Source organism: Pseudomonas sp. PF05, from assembly GCF_056521845.1.
The window spans coordinates 1-2,437 of sequence record NZ_JBWLPW010000046.1 but is presented as its reverse complement, the minus strand read 5'-3'; the positions used below and the strand labels follow the sequence as shown (position 1 = coordinate 2,437).

The following is a 2,437-nucleotide window of genomic DNA, read 5'->3' as shown; positions in this document are numbered from 1 at the left end:
ATGGACGGGCGTCAGGCCGGTGACCTGCGGGGTATGCTCCGGCTCGTCTTGCCACGGACCGCCGTCCAGATCGATCAACGGCACCTGAACCTGTGACAGGAACCCGCGGGTCGCTGCCTGGGCCAGCACCGCAGCCGGCTCGCTGTCGGCCAACATGTAGGCAATCCGCTCGACAGGATACGCCGGATCCAACGGCACATAACCACCGCCCGCCTTGAGGATCGCCAACAGCCCGATCACCATCTCGGCGCTGCGCTGAACACAGATCGCGACGCGCGAGTCTGGCTGCACGCCCTGCTTGCGCAGGTAATGCGCCAACTGGTTGGCGCGCGCATCCAACTGCCGATAACTCAACGAGTGCCCGCCATGCTGAACGGCCACGTTGTCCGGCGTGCGTTGGACCTGGGCTTCGAACAGCCCGAGAGCGGTCTGCTCCTGCGGCTCATCGGCGCCACCGGTATTGAACTCGGCCAACAGTTTCAGGCGCTCGCTCGGCGGCAGGATCGACAGCTGGTGCAACGGCGCCTCGGGTGCCTGCTCCAGCATCTGGATCAAACCTTCCAGTGCCTGCCGCACATACCCACACAGCCGCTGGGCGCCGATGCGCGCCGGGGTCATGACGGAGAAGCTGAACGCCTCGCCCTGGTCATCCACCGACAATGTCAGCGGGTAGTTGGTCCGCTCTTCGCCACCCAACACCTGGATGCCGTCCCAGGCCGACAAGGCTTCGGCGGAAGCTGCCGCGCCGGTGTGGCGATAGTTGAGCAAGGCACTGAACAACGGCGTCGGTGCCTCCACGCCGCTGCAACGTTGCGCCAGCACCAGCGAGGCGTGCTCATGGCCAAGCAAGGCGGTCAGTCGGGCATGGGTCGCTTTCACGCCGGCACGCACACCGGTCTGCCCCAGGTTCACCCGCAACGGCAACGTATTGATGAACATCCCCAGTGCCCGGTCAGCGCCCTCGCCGCCCTGCATCCGCCCGACCAACACGGTGCCGAACACCACGTCGTCGCGACCCGACACCGTGCCCAGGACCTGGGCCCAGACCAGGTGATACAAGCTCGCCGCGCTCACCCCGAGCTGACGCGCCTGGACCCGCAGCCGACGGCTGAGGTCGGCCTCGACCTCCTGGCGCACCTCTTCGATGTCGCTGCCATCGCCTTGCACATCCTGTAAATCGAACGGCAACGTTGGCTCGTCGACATCACCGAGCATGTCGCGGAAGAACCGTTCATGGGCCTCGCGACTCACGCCCAACCGCGCCTGGGCCACGTAGTTGCGGTACGGCACCGATACCGGCAAGCGTTGCGCCTGGCCGAGCATGTGCGCCGAGATCTCCGTCGACAGCACGGCCAGCGATGTGGCGTCGTCCACCAGGTGATGGAACAACAGCATGCCCACCCAGCGCTGGTTGGCCGGGTCTTGCGCAAAAGCGACCCGCATCAGTGGCGCCTGACGGATGTCCAGGCGATAGTGCCGAGGGTCGAAACGCTGATGCAGCTGCGTGGCAACCACCCCGGCCGCCGGGTCCAGTTCAACCGATTCGACCACCAACCGCGCCTCACGCCAGACCACCTGCATGGGCTCGGCCAGGCCTTCCCAGAGCACCCCGGTGCGCAGGATATCGTGACGGGAGACAACGGCTTGCAGCGCCTGGGTGAAATGCTCCACATGGGCGAAGCTGTCGAAGGCGAACATCACGTATTGCAAGTAGGGATCGCCCTGGGCGGCGGCGATGTGGTGATACAGAATCCCCTCCTGCAACGGCGCCAGGGCGTAGATGTCCTGCACATTCGCCACGCCACCCGGCACCATGGCTACGATCCGGTCAATGGCATCCTGGTCCAGATCGGCCAAGGGCAACATGTCCGGGGTGATTCGCGTGCAGCCGTCCGGGATCGCATTGCCCGGCACCACGACTTCCGTGTGCCCACCCACCGCGGCCGCCAGGGCCGCCAGCGTCGGTTGACCGAACAGCACCCGTACGTCGGCACTCAAGCCGACGTGGCGCATGCGCTCGATCAGCTTCACCGCCAACAGTGAATGGCCGCCCAGTTCAAAGAAATTGTCGTGACGACCGATCTGCTCAAGGTCCAGCAAGTCTTGCCAGATCGCGGCGATAGCCGTCTCGGCCTCGCCTTGCGGCGTTTCGTATTCGCGGGCCGCCACTGCCGACTGATCCGGTACCGGCAAGGCCTTGCGATCAAGCTTGCCGTTGGTGGTCAGCGGGAACGCCTCGAGGACCACGAACGCGCTGGGCACCATGTAGTCCGCCAGCGAAGCCAGTAATTGTGTACGCAGCTCGGCGGCAGACGGTTGCGCGCCGTCCGTGGCAATCACATAGCCCACCAGTCGCTTGTCGCCCGGCGCGTCTTCACGGGCGATGACCACGGCCTCGCGGATACCCTCGCAGGCCGTCAGCGTCGCTTCGATCTCG

Annotated in this window: 1 protein-coding gene; it reads right to left on the bottom strand. The window is 65.6% G+C overall.

Annotation, left to right across the window (positions count from 1 at the left end; all coding sequences use genetic code 11):
• Nucleotides 1-2,437 (bottom strand): condensation domain-containing protein (locus AC09SL_RS29330; protein ID WP_479571984.1); only part of this gene is annotated, 2,437 nt, incomplete at both ends.